At 70.3% G+C, this 25,206-nt stretch carries 5 protein-coding genes; all 5 read left to right on the top strand.

Annotated elements, in window-relative coordinates:
• Genes FB547_RS23460 through FB547_RS23480 form a run of 5 tightly spaced genes read left to right on the top strand, consistent with a single transcriptional unit; the run spans position 1 to position 25,157 of the window.
• A complete protein-coding gene (locus FB547_RS23460) occupies positions 1–5,316 on the top strand; it encodes a non-ribosomal peptide synthetase (protein ID WP_145746055.1) in 5,316 nt (1,771 codons plus the stop codon).
• A complete protein-coding gene (locus tag FB547_RS23465; protein WP_145746056.1) occupies positions 5,316–9,878 on the top strand; it encodes a beta-ketoacyl synthase N-terminal-like domain-containing protein in 4,563 nt (1,520 codons plus the stop codon). The genes FB547_RS23460 and FB547_RS23465 overlap by 1 nt, the downstream gene beginning before the upstream one ends.
• Entirely contained in the window at positions 9,875–13,216 is a 3,342-nt protein-coding gene (locus tag FB547_RS23470; RefSeq protein WP_145746057.1) for a non-ribosomal peptide synthetase, read from the top strand. The genes FB547_RS23465 and FB547_RS23470 overlap by 4 nt, the downstream gene beginning before the upstream one ends.
• Positions 13,216–21,087 carry a non-ribosomal peptide synthetase gene (locus FB547_RS23475; protein ID WP_145746058.1) on the top strand — a complete coding sequence of 2,624 codons (7,872 nt, stop codon included), beginning with the start codon at positions 13,216–13,218 and terminating at the stop codon, positions 21,085–21,087. The genes FB547_RS23470 and FB547_RS23475 overlap by 1 nt, the downstream gene beginning before the upstream one ends.
• A complete protein-coding gene (locus tag FB547_RS23480) occupies positions 21,084–25,157 on the top strand; it encodes a non-ribosomal peptide synthetase (protein ID WP_145746059.1) in 4,074 nt (1,357 codons plus the stop codon). Before FB547_RS23475 ends, FB547_RS23480 begins: the two co-directional genes overlap by 4 nt.
• Positions 25,158–25,206 lie beyond the last annotated feature (49 nt).

The raw sequence follows: 25,206 nt of genomic DNA on the forward strand, positions 1-25,206 counted from the left end.
ATGGAAAAGAAAACGCAGGCGCTGCAGGCGCCGATCTCGCCGCGCCCGAAGAACTTCGTGGCGCACCTCCACACACTGGCCGACACGCGGCACGACGACGTCTGGCTCACCGTTGTGAGCGCGGCGGATGGCGAGGACCACGCGGAGCCGATCAGCTACGGCGCCTTCGAGCGCCGCGTGCGCGCACTCGCGGCCCGGCTGCAGCAGCAGTTCGCCAGGGGCGAGCGCGCCCTGGTCATGCTGGACAACGGCGACCACTACGCGGTGAGCATGCTGGCCTGCTTCTACGCGGGCGTGATCGCGGTGCCGGTGTTCCCGCCGGAATCGGCGCGCCCGCAGCACCTCGCACGGCTGAGCGGCATCGCCGCCGATTCGCAGGCGCGCTGCGTGCTGACCTCCGACGCCATGGCACGCGCGATGAATGCAGCGAGCGCGGGCTCGCGCCAGTTCGGCGATGCGGACATCGTCGCCGTCGACACCGTGGACATCGCGCTGGCCGAGGGATGGGCCCCCTTCGAGCCGGCCGGCGGCGACGTCGCCTTCCTGCAATACACCTCGGGCTCCACCGCGGCGCCCAAGGGCGTGATCGTGACGCACGGCAACCTGATGGCCAATGAGGAGGCGATCCAGCGCAGCATGGGTGTCGGGCCGGGCGACAGCTTCGTCTCCTGGGCGCCTCTCTATCACGACATGGGTCTGATCGGCGGACTGTTGCAGCCGCTCTACAGCGGCATTCCGCTGGTGCTCAGCTCTCCAGGTTATTTCCTGGAGCGCCCGGTGCGCTGGCTCGAACTGATCTCGCGCCATCGCGCGACGCTCAGCGGCGGCCCCGACTTTGCCTACCGCCTGTGCCTGGAGCGCGTGAAGGACGCGCAACTGGCCCGGCTGGACCTGTCGAGCTGGCGCGTGGCCTACACCGGCGCCGAACCCGTGCGCGCCGATACCGAAATCGAGTTCATCTCGCGCTTCGCACCCGCGGGTTTCGACCCGGCGGCCGTCTATCCCTGCTACGGCCTCGCCGAAGCGACGCTCTTCGTCACCGGCGGCCGCCGGGGCGGCGGACTGGTTGCGCCCACGTTTTCCGCCGCCGGCCTCGCCAGCGGCGCAGGAACACCGGCGGACGATGGCACGACGCTGGTCGGCTGCGGCGATGTTGCGCCCGGCCATCGCCTCGAGATCGTCGATACCGAATCGCTCTCGGCCGCGGCCCCCGGAAAGATCGGCGAGATCTGGACCTGCGGCCCGAGCATCGGCCACGGCTACTGGGGCAAGGAGCGCGAGACGCGCGAGACCTTCGTCGAGCGGGACGGCCAGCGCTGGCTGCGCACTGGCGACCTCGGCTTCATGCACGAGGGCCAGCTCTACGTCACCGGCCGCATCAAGGACCTGATCATCGTCCGCGGCCACAACATCTACCCGCAGGACATCGAGCGGCTCATCGAGGCCGAGGTCGATGCCGTGCGCAAGGGCCGCGTCGCGGTCTTCGCCACGCAGGGGCCGGGAGGCGAGGGCATCGGCGTGGCCGCCGAAGTGTCGCGCAGCATGCAGAAGCTGGTGCCGGCCGCGGCGCTGGTCGATGCGCTGAGTGCCACCGTGGGCGAAGTGTTCGGCGAGACGCTGTCGGCCGTGCTGTTGCTCAATCCGGGGGGCATGCCCAAGACCACCAGCGGCAAGCTGCAGCGCAGTGCCTGCCGTGCGGGCTGGCTCGACGGCAGTGCCGACGCGTATGCCGTCTACCAGCACGGCGCCTTTGTGCGCGGAGGCCCGGTCGAGGCCGTTGCCGAGGCGCCGCTCGACGAAGTCGAGCAGGCCGTCGCCGCCATCTGGCGCGAGGTCTGCAGGTATGGCGACGACCGTGCGCTCGGCCGCGATGCCCACTTCTTCAACTGCGGCGGTAGTTCCCTCACCGCCACGCAGGCGGCTGCGCGCATCGGCGCGCGCTGGCAGATCGGCTTTCCCGCGCGCAGGCTCTTCGAGCAGCCGCGCCTTCGCGATTGCGCGGCGGCCATCCGCGAACTGCAGCTGCAGGGCGTGCACCCGCAGCCCGCGCCGATCGCCGTTCTCTCCGCGGAGCGGCGGCTGTTGCCGCTGCCGCTCTCGCACGCGCAGGAGCGCCAGTGGTTCCTCTGGCAGATCGATCCCTCGAGTGCGGCCTACCACGTGAGCGGCGCGCTGCGCCTCACTGGCGCCTTGCGGGTCGATGCGCTGCAGTCGGCCTTTGATGATCTCGTGGCGCGACATGAATCGCTGCGCACGGTGTTCAACGCCGGCGTCGATGGCAGCGTGGAGCAATGGATCAAGCCGGCCGGCTCGGTGCCGCTGTCGCTGGTCGACCTGCGCGGCCCCGAGGCCGAAGCCGATGCGCAACTGGAAGAAGCCATGCGGCGCCTCAAGGCCCAGCCCTTCGACCTCACGCAAGGCCCGCTGCTGCGCGCCGCGTTGATCCGCATCGCCGACGAGGTGCATGTGCTCGCCGTGGTGATGCATCACATCGTGTCCGACGGCGCCTCGATGCAGTTGCTGATCGACGAACTGGCCGCAGGCTACGCCGCGCACCTGAAGGGCAATGCCGTGCGCGTGCCCGCGCCGCGAATCCAGTACGCCGACTACGCGCTCTGGCAGCGCGAGTGGCTGGCGGCAGGCGAGGGCGAGCGGCAGCTGGCCTGGTGGCGCGCGCAACTCGGCGACACGCACGCCGTGCTCGACCTGCGCACCGACCACCCGCGCAAGCCGCAGGCCGGCTACAGCGCCGCGCGCCATGCCTTCGAACTCCCGGCGAGCCTGCTCGCGCAGTTGCGCAAGACCGCGGATGGCGGCAACGCCACGCTCTTCATGGTGCTGCTGGCGGGCTTCCAGGCGCTGCTGCACCGCTACACGGGGCAGGAAGAAATCCGCATCGGCGCGCCGATTGCCAACCGCAACCGCGTGGAATCCGAAGGCGTGGTCGGCCTGTTCGTCAACACGCTGGTGCTGCGCAATCCGATCCATGGCCGCCTCGGCGCATCGCGCGTGCTCGCGCAGGCACGCGATGCAGTGCTGGGCGCACAGGCGCACCAGGATCTGCCCTTCGAGCAGCTCGTGCAGATGCTGCAGCCCGAGCGCAGCCTGAGCCGCACGCCGCTGTTCCAGGTGATGTTCAACCACCTGTTCGAGGACTACCGCGCGCTCGGCCAGTTGCCCGGCATCGCCGCGCAAGACCATGCGCTGCCCGATCTCGCGGCCCAATTCGAGCTCACGCTCGAGGCGCGCGAGCGGCCCAGCGGCCAGCTCTCGCTCGCCGTGATCTACGCGGCCGAGCTGTTCGAGCCCGACACCATTGCGCGCATGGCCGGCCACTACGTCGCGGTCCTGCAGGCGCTGGCCGATCGTCCTGATCAACCCGTCGGCGACATCGCGCTGCTCGGCGCGCCGGAGCAGGCACGGCTCGCGCAGTGGGGCGTGAATGAGCATCGCGAGCCGCAGCCCGAGCCCGTGCACCGCATGATCGAGCGGCAGGCCCGCACGCAACCTGATGCCACCGCGCTGCTCTACGCCGACGAGTCGCTCGGCTTCGCGGAACTGAACCGCCGCGCCAACCGGCTGGCGCATCGGCTGATCGCGCTGGGCGTGAAGCCCGAGGTGCTCGTGGGCATCGCGATGGGGCGCTCAATCGAAATGGTCGTCGCCATCCTGGGCGTGCTGAAGGCGGGCGGCGCCTATGTGCCGCTGGACCCCGAATACCCCGCAGAGCGCCTAGCCTACATGGTGCAGGACAGCGGCATCGGCCTGCTGCTCACGCAGAGCAGCCTCGCCGATTGCGTGCCCGACCGTCGTGGACTCACGGTGCTGGAGGTGGACGCCGCCGATTTCAGCGCCGAGCCCGAGAGCGATCCGCAGGTCGGCCTGCACATCGAGAACCTCGCCTACGTGATCTACACCTCCGGCTCCACCGGCAAGCCCAAGGGCGCGGCCATCCGCCACAGCGCGCTGCACAGCTGCATGGCGTGGATGCAGGGCATCTACAAGCTCACGCGCGCCGACACCGTGCTGCACAAGGCGCCGTTCGGTTTCGACGTGTCGGTGTGGGAGCTGTTCTGGCCGATGACCGCGGGCGCAAGGCTGGTGGTGGCCAACCCCGGCGATCACCGCGACCCTGCGCGCCTGGTCGAACTGATCCAGCGCCACCAGGTCACCACGCTCAACTTCGTGCCCTCGATGCTGCAGGCCTTTCTTGCGCACGAGGGCATCGAGACCAGCACGCGCCTGCGCCACATCATCTGCGGCGGGGAAGCGATGCCGGCCGAGACGCAGAAGGAAACGCTCGAGCGCCTGCACGGCGCGGGCCTGCAGAACCTCTACGGCCCCACCGAGACCACGATCCACGTGACGCACTGGGCCTGCCGCAACGACGGCCGGAGCCAGGTGCCCATCGGCAAGCCGATCAGCCACACCAGCACCCACGTGCTGGATGCCGATCTCAATCTGGTGCCGCAAGGCGTGGCGGGCGAGCTGTACCTGGGCGGCGTCAGCCTCGCGCGCGGCTACCTGAAGCGGGCCGGCCTGAGCGCCGAGCGCTTCGTGGCCGATCCGTTCGACAGCGCCGGCGGCGGGCGGCTCTACCGCACCGGCGACCTCGTGCGCTGGAACGGCGAAGGGCAGCTGGAGTATCTGGGCCGCATCGACCACCAGGTGAAGATCCGGGGCTTTCGCATCGAGCTCGGCGAGATCGAGGCGCAGCTGCTTGCACAGCCCGCCGTGCGCGAAGCCGTTGTAATCGCCAAGGAAGGCCCCGCCGGTGCGCGGCTGGTTGCCTACCTCGCGCCGCATGCGGGCGAGGCCATCGACACCGCGGTGCTGAAAGACCGGCTTGCGCAGGCGCTGCCCGACTACATGGTCCCGCGCGCCTTCGCGGTGCTCGATGCATTGCCGCTGAACGCCAACGGCAAGGTGGACCGCAAGGCACTGCCCGAGCCGGCTATTGCCGGCGGCCAGGCCTACGAGGCGCCGCAAGGCCATGTTGCGCAGACGGTGGCCGCGGTGTGGTCCGAGGTGCTGCAGGTCGCGCAGGTCGGCTTGCACGACAACTTCTTCGACCTGGGCGGCCACTCGCTGCTGCTGATCCGCGCGCACCGGCTGCTGGAAGACCGGCTGCACACCGCCATCCCCGTGGTCAATCTCTTCAAGTACCCCACCGTCCAATCCTTGGTCCAGTGGCTGGAGCAGGCCCCCGCGCGCGCCGCCGCATCGGCCACCGCGGCCGCGGCCGGCGACGACCGGGCCCTGCGCCAGCGCGCCGCCATGCTTCAACGCCGCAAAGCGGCAGAGAGAGTCAACTGATGTCCCAACCCTTCGAACCCTCCGAGCCGAGCGGCATCGAGATCGCCATCGTCGGCATGACCGGGCGCTTTCCCGGCGCCGACGACGTGGACGCCTTCTGGCGCAACATCCGGGACGGCGTGGCCTCGGTCTCCCGTTTCACCGACGAGCAGCTGCGCGCGCAAGGCGTGCCACAGTCGCTGCTGGACGATCCCGACTACGTGAAGGCCGGCGTGATGTTCGAGGGCTTCGACAAGTTCGATGCCGGCTTCTTCGGCTACTCGCCGCGCGAGGCCGAAACCCTCGATCCGCAGCAGCGCATCTTCCTGGAGTGCGCCTGGGCCTCGCTGGAGCACGCGGGCTGCGATGCCGCCCGCTGGCCGGGCAAGGTCGGCGTGTATGCGGGCGAGGGCGCCAACGTGTACCTCATCCGCAACCTGCTGCCGTCGTTCGGCCTCGGGGCGGCAAGCGGCATCGCCGATCTGCTGGGCCTCATGAGCGGCAACTCGGGCGGCTCGCTGTGCACCCGCGTGTCGTACAAGCTCGACCTGCGCGGTCCCGCGGTCACGGTGCAGACCGCCTGCTCCACATCGCTCGTCGCGGTTCACACGGCCTGCCAGGCGCTGTTGAGCCACGACTGCGACATGGCCCTGGCCGGCGGCGTGTGGCTCAACCTGCTGCAGGAAGGTGGCTACCGCTACCAGGCTGGCGCCATCCTTTCGCCCGACGGCCACTGCCGCGCCTTCGACGCCAAGGCGGCCGGCACCGTCATCGGCAGCGGCGCGGGCATCGTGGTGCTCAAGCGGCTGGACGACGCGCTGCGCGACGGCGACACCATCCATGCGGTCATCAAGGGCACCGCAGCCAACAACGACGGCTCCGCCAAGGTCGGCTTCACCGCGCCCAGCGTGGACGGTCAGGCCGAGGTGATCCGCGCGGCACAGCTCATCGCGGGCGTGCCTGCCGACACCATCGGCTACATCGAGGCGCATGGCACCGCGACCACGCTCGGCGACCCCATCGAGTTCGCCGCGCTCACGCAGGCATTCCGCGCCGAGACCGCGCGCCGCGGCTTCTGCGCCGTGGGTTCGGTGAAGACCAACATCGGCCATCTGGACGCCGCAGCCGGCGTGGCCGGGCTCATCAAGACGGTGATGGCGCTCAAGCACCGCATGCTGCCGCCCAGCCTGCACTACGAAAACCCCAATCCGCAGATCGATTTCGCCTCCAGCCCGTTCTACCTCAATGCGCAGCTGCGCCCGTGGCCCGAGGGCGAGGCACCGCGCCGTGCGGGCGTGAGCTCGTTCGGCATCGGCGGCACCAACGTGCACGTGGTGCTCGAAGAGGCGCCGGCAGTTCCCGCGGCACGGACCGCTTCCGGCTGGCAGGTGCTGCCCGTGTCGGCAAAGGACGAAGCAGCGCTGGTACAGGGCCGATCGCAACTCGCGGCGCATCTGCAAGCCCATCCGGAACTGGCGCTGGGCGATGTGGCCCACACGCTGCAGAGCGGACGCCGCCCCTTCGCGTGGCGCAGTGCCGTGGTGGCCAGCCAGCCGGCGACGGCCTCGGAAATGCTGGCTTCGCCGATGACACCCTTGTCGCGCGTGCCCGCCGCCGCGCCCGAGGTGGTGTTTCTGTTTCCGGGCGGCGGTACGCAGCATGCACGCATGGGCGAGGCGCTCTATCGGGACAGCGCCGTGTTCCGCGAAGAGTTCGACCGCTGCGCGGCGTTGCTGAAGGCCGGCACCGGCATCGACCTGCTCGCGCTGGTGTTCCCGGCCGACGGCGACGAAGCCGCAGCGAACGAGCGGCTGTTCCGCATCGAATACGCGCAGCCCGCGCTGTTCGCCGTCGAGTACGCGATGGCGCGCTGGTGGATGAGCTGCGGCGTACAGCCCGCGCTGATGCTTGGACACAGCCTTGGCGAATACGTGGCGGCCTGCCTGTCGGGCGTGTTCTCGCTCGAAGACGCGCTGCGCATCGTCGCCGCGCGCGGCCGCCTGATGCGGACGCTCGCAGCGGGTGCGATGACGGCGGTGTCGCTGCCCGAATCGGCGCTGGCCGAATTCCTTCGCGACGGCTGCGACCTGGCGGCGGTGAACGGCGAGCAGCTCTGCGTGCTGGCCGGCCCGGTGGACGCCATCGAGCGCGCGGAGGAGGCCTTGCGCGCGCGCCAGCAACTGCCGCGCCGCCTGCATGTGGCCATCGCCTCGCATTCGAGCCTGGTCGATCCCATCGTGGCCGAGCTGGAGCAGCTGATCGCTTCGCTGCCGCGCCATGCGCCGCGCATTCCCTTCCTGTCGAACGCGACCGGCCAGCCGATCACCGAAGCAGAGGCAACCAGCCCGGCGTATTGGGGCCGCCATCTGCGCGGAACCGTGCGCTTCGCGGACGGCCTGCGCGAGATCTTCGCCGCGCCCGGCCGCGTGGTGCTCGAGGTGGGCCCCGGCGAGACGCTTGCGGGCCTCGCGCGCCAGCATCCGCAAAGCCGCGAGGCCGCGGGCATCTGGGCGAGCCAGGCCCACCCGCAGCAAACGGCGCGCAACGCCCAGCAACTGGCCATTGCCGTGGCCGGGCTTTGGACCGCGGGCGTCGACATCGACTGGGCGGCATGCCGCGCGGAGGGCGCAAGCCGTCGCCGCGTGCCGTTGCCCACCTATGCCTTCCAGCGCAAGCGCTTCTGGATCGAGGCGGACGAGGCCGCGCAGCCTGCGAAGAGCACCTCGCCGAGCCTCTTCTACACGCCCCGCTGGGAGCGCAGCGCACCGCTTGTACCCGCAGAAAAGCAGGGCGCGCGCGCAGGTTGCACGCTGGTGCTGGGCGATGCAAACAGCTTCACCGACCGGCTCTCGCGCACCCTGCGCGAGCGCGGTGAAAAAGTGGTGCTGGCCTTGCGCGGGCCGCGCTTTGCCCGCACCGCGCCGGGCCAGTACGCCCTGCGCGCAGCCGAGCGCTCCGACCACGAAGCACTGCTGCGCGAGGTCGAAGCCGAAGCCGGGCCGGTGCTGCGCCTGCATCACCTGTGGAGCCTGGACGGCGACCGGCCCGCGGCATCGCACGCGCAAGTCTTCGAGGCCGGCTACTTCAGCCTGCTCGCACTCGCGCACGGGCTCGATGCGGTAGGCGCAGCGGGCCGCGAAACCATTGCGCTCAATGTGGTGACCGACCGGGTCGAAGACGTTGCCGGCACCGAGCCGCTCGCACCCGAGAAGGCCACGCTGCTCGGCCTCGCGAAGATCCTGGGCCAGGAGTACCCGTCGATTGCCTGCCGCGTCGTGGACGTGGTGCTGCCCGCAGCCGAGAGTGCAGCCGAGGCCGAGCTCGCGCGCCGCGTGGCCGACGAGGCATGGGCGGCGCCCGACGAATTCCTGGTGGCCTACCGCGGCCCGCATCGCTGGCTCAAGCGCTATTTGCCGCTGTCCGATGTGCCCGCGCCCGCCGCAAGGCAGCGCCTGCGCGAAGGCGGCGTCTATCTCATCACCGGCGGCATGGGCGGTGTCGGCCTTGCGATGGCACGCTACCTGAGCCGCACCTGGAAAGCGAAGCTCGTGCTGCTCGGCCGCACGCCCCTGCCCGGGCGCGGCGATTGGGAGCGCCTCGTCGCGGATGCTGCCCAGCCCGTGGTGCTGCGGCGCAAGCTGCAGCAGCTGATCGATCTCGAAGCGGACGGCGCCGAGGTGCTGCCGCTCGCGGCCGACGTGAACGATGCCGCGCAGCTGCGCACCGCGCTCGCGGCCGTGCACGCACGCTTTGGCGCAGTCCACGGCGTGGTGCATGCCGTCGTGCACCCCGACCGCGGCATGATCGCCCAGCGCACGCCGGCACTGGTCGAAGCGGCCTTCGCGCCCAAGATCGCGGGCACGCTCGCGCTGCTCGATGCGCTGCGCGCCGAGCCGCTGGACTTCGTGCTGTTCTGCTCGTCGATCTCGGTGCTCATCGGCGGCCTCGGCCGCAGCGACTACGCCGCTGCCAATGCCTACCTGGACGCACTTGCCACGGCAAGCCGCCGCAGTTCGCCGCTGCCGCTCTTCTCGGTCAACTGGGACGCGTGGCGCGACGTTGGCGTGGCCGTGGACATGGACCTGCCCGAGGGCGTGGGCCTGGACGAACGCACCGGCGTGCTCGCTTTCGAGCGCATCGCCAACGGCCCCGACCTGCCGCAGACCATCGTGTCCGCCTCGCCGCTGGCACAGCGGCTCAGGCCGCTCGACGACCTGTTCGATTCCCTCGACGACGCGCCCGCAGCCGAGCTGCGCACCGGCCATTCGCGCCCCGTGCTGCAGACGCCGTATGCCGCCCCTGAAGGCGAGCTGGAAGGCGTGCTTGCCGGCTTCTGGAGCGATGCGCTGGGCATCGTGCCCGTGGGCGTGCACGACAACCTGTTCGAGCTGGGTGGCGATTCGCTGCTCGCCATTCGCCTGCTGGCCCGCGTACGCAAGGCCTACGGCGTGGAGCTGCATCCCGCCGCGTTCTTCAAGGCGCCGACCATCGCCGAGCTGGCGACCCTGGTCGAGCTGCGCCTGATCGAGGACATCGAACGCGAAGCCGAAACCGCAGAAACCACCGAAGGCAGCGCACCATGAGCGAGACCCAGAACCTTTCCGAACGACGCGCCCGGCTCACGCCGGCGCAACTGAGCCTGCTGCAGCAGCGCCTGAAGCGCGATGCGGCCCCGGCGCCTGCGCGCGCGGCAATCGCGCGCGGCCAGGACGATGGCGCCGGGGCCGTCGCGCCCGTGTCCTTCGCGCAGCAAGGGCAGTGGTTCCTGTGGCAGTTGAACCCGGGCAACACCGCCTATCACGTCGGCGGCGGGCTTGGCTTCTCGGGGCCGCTCGACATCGCTGCCTTGCGCGATGCCATGCAGGCGCTCGCGGCGCGGCACGAGGCGCTGCGCACCGTCTTCCGGTCGGGGGCGGGGGGACTGCCCGAGCAATGCATTCAGGCGGCGGTCGAGATCGCAATTCCCTTCATCGACCTGGCCGCACTCGACGCAGCGGCGCGCGAATCGCGCTACGCCGAAGTGGTGGCGGACGTCTGCCGCACACCTTTCGACCTGAGGGCCGGGCCCTTGCTGCGCGGCACGCTGCTGAAGATGGCGGAGGGCGAACACCAGTTGCTATTGATGATGCATCACATCATTTCCGATGCCTGGTCGGTCGAACTGATGCTCGACGAGCTGGCCCAGCTTTATGCGATGCGCGTTCAGGGCCTGCCGGCATCGCTGCCGCAACCGGAAATCCGCTACGTCGACTTCGCCCGTTGGCAGCGCAAATGGCTGGACGACGGCGAGGGCGAGCGCCAGCTCGCCTACTGGCGCGGCCGGCTCGGAGAGAGCCACCCGGTGCTCGCGCTCGCCACCGACCGGCCGCGCGCCGCGGACGTGGACTACAGCGCGGCGCAGCACACGCTGGACATACCCGCCCAGCTCGTGGAGGCGCTGAAGCGCCAGTCCCGCGAGCAGGGCGGCACGCTGTTCATGGCCTTGCTCACCGCGTTCCATGCCTTGCTGTTTCGCCACACCGGGCAGCCGGAGATCCGCGTCGGCGTGCCCGTGGCGGGGCGCGGCCGGCCGGAGACCTCGGGCGTCATCGGCGCCTTCATCAACACCGTGGTGCTCGATGCGCGCATGCACGGACAGCTGCGCCTGGCCGACCTGTTGCAGCAGGTGCAAGGCGTGTCGCTCGAAGCGCAGGCGCACCAGGACCTGCCGTTCGAGCGGCTGGTGCAGGCCCTGCGGCCCGAGCGGGGGCATGCGGGCTCGCCGCTGTTCCAGGTGATGTTCAACCACCTGGGCCAGGGCGATCGGCCGTTGCAAGGCTGGCCCGCACTGCGCGTGCGCCGGATCGATCTCGCCCAGCGTGCCGCGCCGTTCGAGCTCACGCTGGAAACCATCGAGCGCGCAGATGGTGGCATCCAGGCCAGCTTCCGCTATGCGGCGGAGCTTTTCGAGCCGCAGACCATGGAGCGGCTTGCAGGCCACTATTGCCGCGTGCTCGAAGCCTTGGCCACGCGCCCCGCATCGACGCTGAACGAGCTCGATCTGCTGGGCGATGCGGAAAAAGTGCAGCTTGGCCGGTGGAGCGTCAACACGCACAGCCACGGCGAGGCCGTGCCGGTGCACCGCCTCATCGAACGGCAGGCGGCCCGGCGTCCGGATGCGGTCGCGGTGCTGTTCGGCGACGTGTCGCTCAGCTACGGCGAACTCAACCGCCGCGCCAACCAGCTCGCGCACCGGCTGATCGAAGAGGGCGTGGGCCCCGAAGTCAAGGTAGGCATTGCGCTGGAGCGCAGCCTGGAGCTGGTGACAGGCCTGCTCGCGGTCCTGAAGGCCGGTGGCGCTTACGTGCCGCTGGACCCCGAGTACCCGGCGGAGCGCATCGCCTACATGGTCGAAGACAGCAAGCTCGGCCTCGTGCTCGCGCACAGCAGCCTGGCCGATCGCCTTGCGCTGCCGGCCGGCGTCCCGGCGCTCGCGCTCGACAAGCTGGACCTCGGGAGCATGGCGCAGACCGACCCCGTGGTCGCGCTCAACGGCGAAAACCTCGCCTACGTGATCTATACCTCGGGCTCCACCGGCCGTCCCAAGGGTGCGGCCAACCGGCACGCCGCATTGCACAACCGGCTGGCATGGATGCAGGCGGCCTATCCCATCGACGGCGCGGACACCGTGCTGCAGAAAACACCGTTCAGCTTCGACGTGTCGGTGTGGGAGTTCTTCTGGCCGCTCATGGCCGGCGCGCGGCTGGCCGTGGCGGCGCCCGGCGATCATCGCGAACCCGCACGCCTTGCACATCTGATTCAGCGCCACAGCGTGAGCACGCTGCACTTTGTGCCCTCGATGCTGCAGGCCTTCCTGGCGCACGACGGCATCGAGGCCTGCACGAGTCTGCGGCAGATCGTCTGCAGCGGCGAGGCATTGCCTGTCGAGGCGCAACTGGGCGTCTTCAAGCGGTTGCCGCAAGCAGCGCTGCACAACCTCTACGGTCCTACCGAGGCGGCCATCGACGTCACGCACTGGACCTGCCGCAGCGACGGCCGCAGCCAGGTGCCGATCGGCCGGCCCATTGCCGGCACGCAGGCCTTCGTTCTCGATGCCGACCTCAACCTTGCAGCGCCGGGTGTGGCGGGCGAGCTCTATCTGGGCGGCATCGGGCTTGCACGCGGCTATGTGGAACGCGCGGGGCTCACGTCCGAGCGCTTCGTGGCCGACCCTTTCGGCACGGCCGAGGGCGCCCGCCTGTACCGCACAGGCGATCTCGTACGATGGAACAGCGAAGGGCAGCTCGACTACCTCGGGCGCATCGACCACCAGGTGAAGATCCGCGGCTTTCGCATCGAGCTCGGCGAGATCGAGGCCCAGCTGCTCGCGCAGCCCGAAGTGCGCGAGGCTGTCGTCGTTGCGAGCCAGGGTTCGGGTGGCGCGCGGCTCGTGGCGCATGTCTCGGCGCAGGCCGGCCAGGCCGTCGACGCCGCGCAGCTGCGCGAGCGCCTCGGCCGCGTGCTGCCGGACTACATGGTGCCGGCCCTCGTCGTCGTGCTGGACAGCCTGCCGCTCAACCCGAACGGCAAGGTGGACCGCAAGGCGCTGCCGCAGCCCGAGCTGGCGAGCGCGCGCGCCTACGAAGCGCCGCAGGGCGAGGTGGAAGAAGCGCTGGCCGCCATCTGGGCCGAAGTGCTCGGCGTGGCGCGCATCGGCCGCCACGACAACTTCTTCGAGCTCGGCGGCCATTCGCTGATGTCGGTGCAGCTGGTGGCCCGCGTACAGCGCGCAATGCATGCGGAGCTCTGCGTGAAAGACGTCTTCCAGCATCCGGTGCTCGCCGCCATGGCGGGGCTCGTTGCCGCAGCGGCGGCCAGAAAGCCCGTCGCCCAATCCCTTTCGGACATTGATTCCTTCATCGACAGTTTGGAGATCGCTTGATGGAAATCACGGCAACCCACCTTCACATCGGCAAACGCTTCTCGGGCCTCGCCCCCGCGCAGCGCCGCGCGGTCTACCAGAAGATCCGCGCGGAGGGCCTGGCCATCGGGCAGTTTCCGATTCTTGCGCGCGATGCGGCTGCGCAGGCGCAGTGCCCCGCCTCGTATGCGCAACTGCGCCAATGGTTCCTGTGGCAGCTGGAGCCCGGCAGTTCGGCCTATCACATCTCGGGCGGTCTCAAGCTCAAGGGCCGGCTCGACCGGCAGGCGCTGCAGGCCAGCTTCGACGCCTTGCTCGAACGCCATGAGTCGCTGCGCACGGTGTTCCAGGCGGATGCCGGCGGCCATGTCGAACAGCGGATACGGGGGGGCGCGACGCTGGAGATTCCGCTGACCGATCTTTCGGGCCTGGAGGCTGAGGCCTGCGACGCCCGCGCGCGGGAAGAGGCCGTGCGCCTGGCCGAAACGCCCTTCGATCTCACGGCCGGGCCGCTGCTGCGCGTCGCACTCATCCGCCTGGCCGCCGACGAGCACCTGCTGGTCGTCGTCATGCATCACATCGTGTCGGACGGCTGGTCGATGCAGATCCTGGTCGACGAATTCGTCGCGCAATACCGTGCGCGCGCGGCCGGGCAGGCGCCGCGGCTCGCCCCCCTGCCGATCCAGTATGCCGACTACGCGCTGTGGCAGCGCCACTGGCTCGAAGCCGGCGAGAAGGATCGCCAGCTCGGCTACTGGAAGGCGCAGCTGGGCGCGGCGCATCCGGTGCTGCAGCTGCCCACGGACCACGCGCGGCGCAGCGACGGCAAGTACAGCGTTGCCCGCCACGAGTTGGCGCTGCCGCAGCCCCTGGCCGATGCGCTGCACCGGCGCGCGCAGGCCGAGGGCAGCACGCTCTTCATGGTGCTGCTCACTGCGCTGCAGGTGCTGCTGCACCGCTACACCGCGCAGCAGGACATCCGCGTCGGCGTGCCCGTGGCCAACCGGCACCGGGTGGAGTCGGAGCGCGTCATCGGCTTCTTCGTCAACACGCAGGTGCTGCGCAATGTGCTCGACAGCCGCACCAGCCTGCGGCAGGCACTGCAGCAAACCCGCGAGGCGGCACTCGGCGCACAGGCCCATCAGGACCTGCCGTTCGAGCAGCTGGTCGAAGCCCTGCAGCCCGAACGCAGCCTGGGCACGGCACCGCTGTTCCAGGTGATGTTCAACCACCAGCGCCGCGACAACGCGGCGCTTGCCACGCTGCCTGGCCTCACGCTGGAAGACTATGAGATCGGCACGCAGGTGGCCCAATTCGAGCTGACCCTGAGCACCGTCGAAGATGCGCAGGGCCACCTGCAGGCGAGCTTTCATGTGGCGCAGGAGCTGTTCGACCCCGAGACCGCCGCCCGCATGGCCGCGCATTACCTGGGCGTGCTGCGCGCGCTTGCCGAACGGCCCGAGCAAGCGGTGGGAGACATCGACCTGCTCACCGCGGGTGAAAAGGAACGGCTCGCGAACTGGGGCGTGAACGGTTCCGGTGATCGCAGCACCGAGCCTGTGCACCACCTGATGGCCCGGCACGCGAAGACCAACCCGGATGCGCCCGCGCTGCTCTTCGGCGACGAGGTGCTGAGCTACGGCGAACTCGACCGGCGCGCCAATCGCCTGGCGCACCGGCTGATCGCGATGGGCGTGAAGCCCGAGACGCGCGTCGGCATCGCGGTGGAGCGTTCGCCCGATATCGTGGTCGGCCTGCTCGGCATCCTGAAGGCCGGCGGCGCCTATGTGCCGCTCGATCCGGAGTATCCCGCCGACCGCCTGGCCTACATGGTGGAGGACAGCGGTATTGCGCTGCTCGTCACGCAAAGCCATGTGATGGCGGGCCTGCCGCTGCGGGACGGCCTTCGCGTGCTGCAGCTGGACACCGCCGACCTGGCCGGCGAGCCCGACAACGCACCCGATGTGCCCGTGCATGCGGGCAACCTCGCCTACATCATCTACACCTCGGGTTCGACCGGCATGCCCAAGGGCGTGATGGTGTCGCACGGACCGTTCGCCGCGCACTGCGTGGAAACCGCGGTGCTCTATGAAATGGGCCGGCAGTCGCGCGAGCTGCACTTCCTGTCGTTCTCGTTCGACGGGGCGCACGAGCGGCTTTTTACGGCGCTGTGCTGCGGCGCATCGCTGCTCCTGCGCGATGCCTCGCTCTGGAGCGCCGAGCAGACGCTCGACGCCATGCAGCGCCACGGCGTGACCAATGCCGGCTTCCCGCCGGCCTACCTGCGGCAACTGGCCAACTGGGCGCGCGACACCGGCCGCTGCCCACCGGTGCACCTGTACTCCTTCGGCGGCGAGGCAATGTCGCGCGAAGGTTTCGACGCCGTGTGCCGGCACCTGAAGCCCGCGCTGCTGATCAACGGCTACGGCCCGACCGAGGCGGTCGTCACGCCGATGCTGTGGAAGGTCGCAGGCACCGCGACTTTCTCCGAGGGCTATGCGCCCATCGGCCGGCCCGTGGGCAACCGCAGCGCCTACGTGCTCGACGCGGACCTGAACCTGGTGCCGCGCAACGTGGCTGGCGAGCTGTACCTCGGCGGGGAGGGGCTGGCGCGCGGCTACCTGCACCGCGCGCCGCTCACGGCCGAGCGCTTCGTGGCGAATCCCTTCGATGCGCAAGGCGGGCGCCTCTACCGCACCGGCGACTGGGTGCGATGGCGCGACGACGGGCAGCTCGAATACCTGGGGCGCATCGACCATCAAGTGAAGATCCGGGGCTTTCGCATCGAGCTCGGCGAGATCGAGGCGCAACTGCTGGCCCAGCCCGAAGTGCGCGAAGCGGTGGTGGTCGCAAGGCCCGGGCCGAGCGGTGCGCGGCTGGTGGCTTATGTGTCGCCGCGGGACGGCCGGCTCGCCGACGCGGCCGTGCTGAAGGAGCGGCTTGCCCGCGCGCTGCCCGACTACATGGTGCCGGGCACGCTGGTGGTGGTCGATGCGCTGCCGCTCGCCCCGAGCGGCAAGGTCGACCGCAAGGCGCTGCCGGAGCCGACCGCCGAACACGGCAAGGCTTTCGAGCCGCCGCAGGGCGCAGCCGAAGAGGCCATTGCGGCGGTATGGACCGATGTGCTGGGTCTCTCGCGCGTGGGCCGCGACGACAACTTCTTCGAGCTCGGCGGCGATTCGATCCTGAGCCTGCAGATCGTGGCGCGCCTGCGGCTGGCGGGCTGGAAGGTCGCGCCCAGGCAGATCTTCGAGCGGCAGACGGTGGCGCAGCTCGCGGCTGTCATGGCACCGGCCGATGCGTTGCTTGCCCCGGTGGGCGATGTGCAGGGTGAAGCCCCGCTGTTGCCGTTCCAGCATGCGTTCTTCGGGATGGACATGCCGGTGCGCGCGCATTGGAACCAGGCAGTGCTGCTGAAGAACCGCGAGCCGCTGCAATTGCCGGCCTTCAGGCAGGCGCTGCGCGCGGTGGTGCAGCAACACGACAGCTTGCGCCTGCGCTACCGGCAGGACGCCGGCGGGCTGTGGCACCAAAGCTATGAGACCGTGCCCGAAGACCAGTTCGCGGAGCTGGTGTGGGTGCGGCGCGCGGCGGATGCCGCGCAGGTGGCGCCGCTGTGCGAAGAGGCGCAGCGCAGCCTGGACCTGGCGCACGGCCCGCTGGTCCGCGCGCTCGCCGTCGAGCTGCCGGATGGCGACTCGCGGCTGTTGCTGGTCGTTCACCATCTGGTGGTCGATGGCGTGTCGTGGCGCATCCTGCTCGAAGACCTGCAGGCCGCGTACCGGCAGAGCCTTGCGGGCCAGGCCATTGCGCTGCCCGCTGCGGGCAGCAGCTGCAAGGACTGGGCCGTCGCGTTGCAGGGTTATGCAAAGGCCCATGGCGGCGAGCTCGCCCACTGGCAGGCGCTGGCCGACGTGCCGGCTGCGCTGCCATGCATGCGTCCGCATGGATCGAACACCGCGGCCGACCAGGAGAGCGTCGAGTGGCGGCTCGACAAGGCCACCACGGAGGCGTTCCTGAAGGATGCACCCGCGGCCTACCGCACGCAGGCCAACGACCTCCTGCTGACGGCACTGGGCCGCGCGCTGTGCGCGTGGAGCGGGCACGACAGGCTGCTGGTCGACCTGGAAGGCCACGGCCGTGAAGACCTGTTCGCGCACATCGACCTGTCGCGCACGGTCGGCTGGTTCACCGCGCTGTTCCCTGTGGCGCTCGATCCGCTCGGCGCAGAAGGCGAGGCGCTCAAGCGCGTGAAAGAAAACCTGCGCCGCGTTCCGTGCAAGGGCGTGGGGCATGGTGTCTTCAAGCACCTCGGCGATGCCGCGCAGCGCGAGGCGGTGCGCGCGCTGCCCAAGGCGCAGGTGGTCTTCAACTATCTGGGCCAGTTCGACAACAGCGGTGCCGATGCGCAGGCGCAATGGAGCCTCGCGCAGGAGCCCAGCGGCGCGCCGGTGGATGGCGCCGCGCCGCTCACGCACGAGTTCTCGATCAACGGCCAGGTCTACGGCGGCGAGCTCTCGCTGCGCGCGAGCTACAGCCGCGCACGCCACGACCGCGACGCGGTCGTGGGCTGGATGCAGCGCTTCCGAGAGGAACTCGAAGCGCTGGTGCGGCATTGCACAAGCGGCGCCGAAGGGGTGACGCCGGCGGATTTTCCGCTGGCCGCCATCGACCAGCCGCAGCTCGACGCGCTGGCGCTGCCGGTGGCAAACCTTGCGGACCTGTACCCGCTCTCGCCGATGCAGGCCGGCATGCTGTTCCACAGCCTGTTCGCGCCCGGCGGCAGCGCTTACCTGAACCAATTGCGCGTGGACATCGACGGGCTCGATGCCGAGCGCTTCAAGGCGGCTTGGCGCGCAGTGCTCGAGCGGCACGAGGTGCTGCGCACCGGATTCGTCCAGGGCGAAGCTGGGTGGCAATGGGTGGCAAGGCAGGTCGAGGTGCCGCTGGCCGAACACGACTGGCGGGGGCGCGTCGATGCGCCCAGGGCCCTGGACGCGCTGGCCAACGAGCAGCTTGCGCAGGGTTTCGACCTCGCGCGGCCGCCGCTGATGCGGCTCGTGCTGGTGCGCGTTCGCGATGACCGGCACCACTTCGTCTGGACCATGCACCACCTGCTGCTCGACGGCTGGAGCACGTCGCAGCTCATGGGCGAGGTGCTGCGGCACTACGCGGGCGAAGCACCCGCGGCCCCCGGCGGGCGCTATGCCGACTACATCGCGTGGCTGCAAGGGCGCGACGGCGCTGCCGACGAGCACCACTGGCGCCAGGAACTCGCCTGCCTCGAAGGTCCCACCTGGTTGGCCAACACCTTGCCCAAGCCAGTGGTCGAACAGGGCGGGCACGGCATGCACCGCCACGAGATCGACGCGCCGCGCACGCGCACGCTGCTCGAAGCGGCCCGGCGCGAACGCGTGACCCTCAACACGCTGGTGCAGGCCGCGTGGGCGCTTCTGCTGGCACGCCATACGGGACAGCGCAGCGTGAGCTTCGGTGCCACCGTGGCGGGCCGGCCGGTGGATCTTCCCGGCGCGCAGCAGATGCTGGGCCTGTTCATCAACACGCTGCCGGTGATCGCCACGTTGCAGCCGGACCAGCGCGTGGGCGATTGGCTGCGGGCGCTGCAGGCGCGCAACCTCGCGGCGCAAGACCACGAGCACACGCCGCTCTACGAAGTGCAGCGCTGGGCGGGGCAGGGCGGACAGGACCTGTTCGACAGCCTGGTGGTGTTCGAGAACTATCCGCTCGATCAGGCGCTGAAACAGCAGGCGCCCGGCGGCCTGCGCTTCGGCGAGGTGCGCAACCGCGAGGAAACGAACTATCCGCTGACCCTTTCCGTGCACCAGGGCGACACGCTGGTGCTGAGCTACAGCCACGCGCGCAGCCAGTTCGACGAGGCAGCGGTGGGCGCGCTGGCCGCGCACATGGACAGGCTGCTCGGGCTGCTGGCCCACGCGCCGGACGCGCGGCTGGGGGACATGGGGCTTGCGGACACGCTGCCGCCGCCGGGTGAGGCGATGCGCAATACAAGGGGCGATGTCGAACCCGTGCACCGCTGGATCGAGCGCCAGGCCAAGGCAAATCCGCAGGCCATTGCGCTCGTGCTCGGCGATGAGACGCTCGGCTACGGCGAGCTCGACGCCCGTGCGAACCGGCTGGTGCACCGGCTGGTCGCGCTCGGCGTGAAGCCCGAGGTGAAAGTCGGCATCGCGGTCGAGCGCTCCATCGAGATGGTGGTGGGCCTGCTCGCCATCCTGAAGGCCGGCGGCGCCTATGTGCCGCTGGACCCCGAGTACCCGGCCGACCGGCTGGCCTACATGATCGAGGACAGCGCGATCCGCCTGCTGCTCACGCAAAGCCATGTGAAGGCGAAGCTCCCGGCGGGCGATGCCCTGCAGGTGCTGGAGCTCGACACGCTCGACCTGCGCGCCGAACCGGCGCACGCACCCGAAGTGGCGGTGCACGCCGACCACCTCGCCTACGTGATCTACACCTCGGGATCGACCGGCCGCCCCAAGGGCGCGCAGCTCACGCATCGCAACGTGGCGCGCCTGCTGGGTGCCACCGACGGCTGGTTTCGCTTCGGCGCACAGGACGTGTGGACGAATTTCCATTCCTACGCGTTCGACTTCTCGGTGTGGGAAATCTTCGGTGCGCTGTGCACTGGCGGCAAGCTGGTGATCGTGCCGTACTGGGTGAGCCGCTCGCCCGACGACTTCGTGGCCTTGCTGCGCGCACAGCGCGTGACCGTGCTGAACCAGACGCCATCGGCCTTCCGCCAGCTGACCCACAGCCCGGCGCTGGAGGATGGCGAACGCCTTTCGCTGCGTTGTGTGATCTTTGGCGGCGAGGCGCTGGAGCCGGAGAGCCTGCGGCCCTGGATCGATCGCTTCGGCGATGCGCAGCCGCAGCTGGTCAACATGTACGGCATCACCGAGACGACGGTGCACGTGACCTACCGGCCCATCGTGCGGTCCGATCTCGACCAGAAGCGCAGTCCCGTGGGCGTGTGCATCCCGGACCTCGGGCTGTGGGTGCTGGACAGCGACCTCAACCCGCTGCCCGTGGGCGTGCCGGGCGAGTTGCACGTGTCCGGCGCAGGCCTGGCGCGGGGCTATCTCAACCGCGCCGGCCTCAGTTCGGAGCGCTTCATCGCCGCACCCTTCGGTGAGCCGGGCAGCCGGCTGTACCGCACCGGCGACCTGGTGCGCTGGCGTGCAGACGGCCAGCTCGACTACCTCGGGCGCATCGACCACCAGGTGAAGATCCGGGGCTTTCGCATCGAACTCGGCGAGATCGAGGCGCAGCTGCAGGCCCAGCCCGAGGTGCGCGAAGCGGTGGTCCTGGCCAAGGACGGCCCGGCGGGGGCGCGGCTCGTCGCGTATGTGTCGCCGCGGGCCGGCCGGGAGGTGGATGTCGCGGTGCTGCGCGAGCGGCTCTTGCAGCACCTGCCCGACTACATGGTGCCCTCGGCCATCGTGCGGCTCGACGCGGTGCCGCTCAACGCGAACGGCAAGGCCGACCGCAAGGCGCTGCCCGATCCGGAACTCGCGAGCGACACGGCCTATGCCGAGCCGCAGGGCGAGGCCGAGACCGCGCTCGCGGCGATCTGGTCCGAGGTGCTGGGCGTGGAGCGCGTCGGGCGCCACGACAACTTCTTCGAGCTCGGCGGCCATTCGCTGCTGGCGGTGCAACTGGTATCGGGCGCCAAGCGGCGCTTCGGCATCGAGCTGCCGCTGCGCACGGTGTTCGAGCAACCCTCGCTGATGGCATTCGCCGCCGCCGTGGCCGCGGTGGCCACTGAACCGCCAGCCGGCGCCACGGTCTCCCAGGACCGCGGCGTCGAGCGCATCGATGCCCTCCTGGGCGAACTGGAGATGGAAGACCTATGAGCCTGGAAATGACCGCGCTCTCGCGCCGCTTCGCTGCCTTGCCTGCGGCCAGGCAGCGCGTGTTTCTCGAGAAGCTGCGCGCGAGCGGCGTGGGTTTCGACGCGCTGCCCATCGTGCCGCGCGATCCCGCGGCGCCGGTGCCGGTGGCCTATGCGCAGCGCGCCCTGTGGCTGGTGTGGCAGCGCGCGCCGCAGTCGCCCGCGTACAACCTGTCGGGGCGGCTGGCGCTGCCCCTGTCGTGCACGCCGCAGCAGGTGCAAGCCTGCCTCGCCCAACTGGTGGCGCGGCACGAGGTGCTCTGCACCACCTACCCGGCCGGCGCCGAAGGGCAGCCGCTGCAGCACATCGACCCCGGGCATCGCTTCGGCTGGGCGGTGCGCGAATGGACTGGCTCGCGCGCGGACAGCGAGCGCGAGCTTGCGGCTGCCGCCACCGAGTTCGGCGCGCGGCCGTTCGATCTGGAGCATGGCCCCGTGTTCCGCGGCCAGCTGAATGTCTTTGCCGACGGCGCGCCCGAACTCTTTCTCGCGGTGCATCACATCGCGGCCGACGGCCAATCGGTGGCGCTGCTCGTCGCCGAGCTGCAGGCGCTGCTCGCCGCGCCCGCGGGGAGTGCACAGCCTGCGGCGCCGGCCCTGCAGTACGCCGACTACGCCGTGTGGCAACGCCAGTGGCTCGAAGCCGGCGAACTCGAAAGACAAACCGCGTACTGGCGCGAACAACTGCGGGGTGCGCCGCAAAGCACGCCGCTGCCGCTGGACCGTCCGCGCCAAAGGGCGCGCGATGCGCGCGGCGGGCAGATCAGCTTCGCGCTGCCGCCGGATGTGTCGCAGCGCCTGAAGGAGCTGGCGCGCAAGCAGGCCGCATCGCCGTACATGGTGGCGATCGCGCTGCTCGGCCTCCTGGTCTACCGCTACAGCGGCGAGCGTGACGTGTGCATCGGCTCGCCGTCGACCACGCGCGACCGCCCCGAGCTGGCTGCCCTGGTGGGCCACTTCACCAACGTGCTGGTGCTGCGCATGAAGGTGGACCCCGCGGCCGACTTCGTCGCGCTGCTGTCGCAGGTGCGCGAGCGCGTGCTCGAAGCCAAGAGCCACCAGGACCTGCCGTTGGACATGCTCGTCGAGGCGTTGGCGCTGGAGCGTACGCCGGGGTTGCATCCGCTGTTCCAGATCAAGTCGACGCAGCAGGCGGCGGGGGCTGTGCCCGCCGATCCGGCGGCTGCCGCGCACGGCATCGGCGTGGACGAAGTGCACTTCGACCTGAGCTTCGACCTGGTTGACGCCGGCGGTGCACTGTCCTTCGTTCTGGCGTATGCCGTGGACATCTTCGACCATGCGACCATCGAGCGGCTGGCCGATGCGCTGCGCAGCCTGGCGGCGCAGGTTGCGGCCGATCCGGCGCGCGCGTTGAGCGGCATGCAATTGGCCGGCGATTCGAGCCTGCGCGGGGAACGCGCCTGCTGGCCCGCCGACAACGTGCTGGCCCTGTTCGACCAGGCGGCCGCAAGGCGCCGCGGCGCGACGGCGCTCACCTTCGGCGACCGCGCGCACAGCTTCGATGAACTGGCGCGCGCTGCCGGCCACTGGGCCGCCGAGCTCGAAAGCCGCGGCATCGGTACCGAGCAGCGCGTGGCCGTCTGCATCGAGCGCACGCCCGAATTCGTGCTGGCGGCGCTGTCGGTGCTGAAGGCCGGGGGCGTCTACGTGCCCATCGACCCGGCGCTGCCACAGCAGCGCATCGACGAGCTGCTGGCCGATTGCGGCGCTGTGCTGGTGCTGGTGTCCGGCGGCAAGCCGCGGCAGGCCGCGCTGCCGTGCCTGCAGGTGGGCTTCGACGTGCCGGGCGGCTTCGTGCCGCACCGTGCACGTGCGGTGCATCCTGCGCAGGCCGCCTACCTGATCTACACCTCGGGATCGACCGGCCGGCCCAAGGGCGTGGTCGTTCACCACGGCGCGCTGGCCAACTACGTGCAGGGCGTGCTCGAGCGGCTGGCGCTGCCCGAGGACGAGAGCTTCGCGATGGTGTCCACCGTCGCGGCGGACCTGGGCCACACCTCGCTGTTCGGTGCGCTGTGCTCGGGCGGTGCGCTGCACCTCGTCTCGAGCGACGCGGCCTTCGATCCCGATGCATTTGCGGACGGCATGGCGAAGACGCGCGCCGGCGTGCTGAAGATCGTGCCCAGCCATCTGAAGGGCCTGCTGAACGCGCAGCGCGCGGCCGCGGTGCTGCCGTCGCATACGCTCGTGCTGGGCGGCGAGGCGACGGACGCCGCGACGCTGCAGGCCATTCGGGCGCTGCGGCCGGACCTGCGCATCTTCAACCACTACGGGCCGACCGAGACCTCGGTCGGCATGCTGACGCATGCGGCGCCGGCGCAGGCCGACGGAGCCGGCAGCCTGCCGCTGGGCAAACCCATTGCGAACATGGACGCCTGGGTGCTCGACGACGCATTGCAGCCCGTGCAGCCCGGCATGGCGGGCGAGCTCTACATCGGCGGTGCCGGCGTGGCGCGCGGCTATCTTTCACGCGCCGGTCTTTGCGCCGACCGCTTCGTTGCTTCCCCCTTCGGCGACGGCCAACGCCTGTATCGTGCGGGGGACCGCGTGCGCCAGCGCAGCGACGGCACGCTGGAGTTTCTGGGCCGCAGCGACGACCAGGTGAAGATTCGCGGCTACCGCGTCGAGCCGGGCGAAGTGGCGGGCCGCATCCGCGAACTCGATGGCGTGGCCGATGCAGTGGTCGTTGCAGAGCAGGGCGCGCAGGAGAGCACAGTGCTGCGCGCCTACGTGGTTGCCGGACCGGGCGGTTCGCCCGACGTGGAACAGCTGAGGCACGCGCTGGCGGACAGCCTGCCGGCGTGGATGGTGCCCGAGCGCATCGTGCTGCTCGACGCGCTGCCGCTCACGGCCAACGGCAAGATCGATCGCAAGGCGCTGCCGCGCCCGGCGCAGCCCGAGCCCGCGCGGCTTTTCGACGCCCCGCGGGGCGCGACCGAAGAGGCGCTGGCCCGCATCTGGAGCCAGGTGCTCGGCGTGGACCGCATTGCACGCGGCGACAACTTCTTTGCGCTGGGCGGCGACTCCATCCTGAGCTTGAAGCTGGTGGCGCGCATCCGCAAGCAGTTGCCCGGCGGCGGCCAGCTGAGCCTGCCGGATGTGATGCAGGCCAGCAGCCTCGGCAGCCTCGCCGAGCGGCTGCGGCAGAAGTTCGAGGGTTCGCATGATGCCGTCTGCCTGAGCGCGAGCGGCACCGGCGTGCCGCTGTTCTGCCTGCCGGGACTCATCGTGAACACGCGCGAGTTCCTGCCGCTCGCGCAGGCGCTGCAGGGCGAGCGCGTGGTGTACGGCTTCGTGAGCCACGTCTACACGCGCAAGCGCTGGCGCGGGTTCGATCTGCAGGCGCTGGCCGCCGAGTACGCGAGCTTCATCCTCGCCACGGCCACCGAGGGGCGCTGCGCGCTGCTGGGCTGGTCGTCGGGTGGCGACCTGGCCTTCGAGCTCGCGCGGCAACTGCAGGGACGCATCGAGATCGTGTTCACCGGCATGCTGGACGTGTTCGAGACCGCGCCGCTGCGCGCCTCGACGCCGCTCGATGCTGCCCGGCGCGCCCAGGCCGACGAGGTGCTCTCGGAGTGGCTGGGCCGCTCGGAAATGGCCGGGCACTGGAAGGCGCTCTTCGCCCGCATGGACGACGAGGAACTTGCCTGGGTGGCCGAGCAGGTGCTGGATCCGGCGCAGCCGCTGCCGCTCGACGGCACCGGCGACGAGGCGGCCGAGTACCTGTTGTGGACGACGCTCGACAAGCGCGTGCAGGCCGCGCGCTACACCTATGCGCGCTCACCGCTGCCGCTGCACGTGTTCCTCGCGGACAGCTCGCTGCGCCGCGAGGAGACGCTGCGCAACTGGGCCGACCACGCGCCGGTGGTCTCGGCCGAAGTGCTGCCGCAGGCCGATCACCTGGACATCGTTCGCCATCCCGCGCTGTGCGCTGCGCTGAAGGGACTGCTGCGCGAGGCCGATGCGGCGCATGGCGCCGTGCAGGCAGGCCTGGCCGCGCAATCGGCCTGAGCCGAAAGGAACCACGCAAAAAAGGGGCGCAGCGCCAGCTGCGTCCCTT

The organism is Variovorax beijingensis, assembly GCF_007828835.1.
GTDB lineage: Bacteria > Pseudomonadota > Gammaproteobacteria > Burkholderiales > Burkholderiaceae_C > Variovorax > Variovorax beijingensis_A.